This window comes from Nocardioides antri (assembly GCF_008373765.1).
GTDB classification, from domain to species: domain Bacteria; phylum Actinomycetota; class Actinomycetes; order Propionibacteriales; family Nocardioidaceae; genus Nocardioides; species Nocardioides antri.
Map to the genome: position 1 here is coordinate 1 of NZ_VUJW01000183.1, position 323 is coordinate 323.

1 protein-coding gene is annotated in these 323 nt (G+C 45.5%); it reads right to left on the reverse strand.

The window, feature by feature from the left end:
* Positions 1 to 323 (reverse strand): hypothetical protein (locus tag F0U47_RS22950; RefSeq protein WP_149752373.1); only part of this gene is annotated, 323 nt, incomplete at both ends.

Genomic DNA, 323 nt, shown 5'->3' on the forward strand with positions numbered 1-323 from the left:
GACAGCTCCGCCTACACTCAGGCCACGGTATTCCCGGTACTTGTTGTGTACACCCGAACGAGACTCATAGCGTAGCCAGATACCAAAGTTCTTAATCTTGATGGGGCTTTTCTCTGGAATTTCCTTAATAGAGACAATTTCACCAGTGGTCTTCTTGAACTTCTTAAGTTGTCTCAGGAAATACCAGAAACGAGATTTGGCGACAATTGGATCCGGAGAGAAAATTCTCATTTTATACAAGGGAGGCTTGGGCTCGTTCTCCGAAGGGAGCTTGCGGCCGATAACCTCATATTCTCTCAACTGTCCTTTAGCCTTCATTTTTG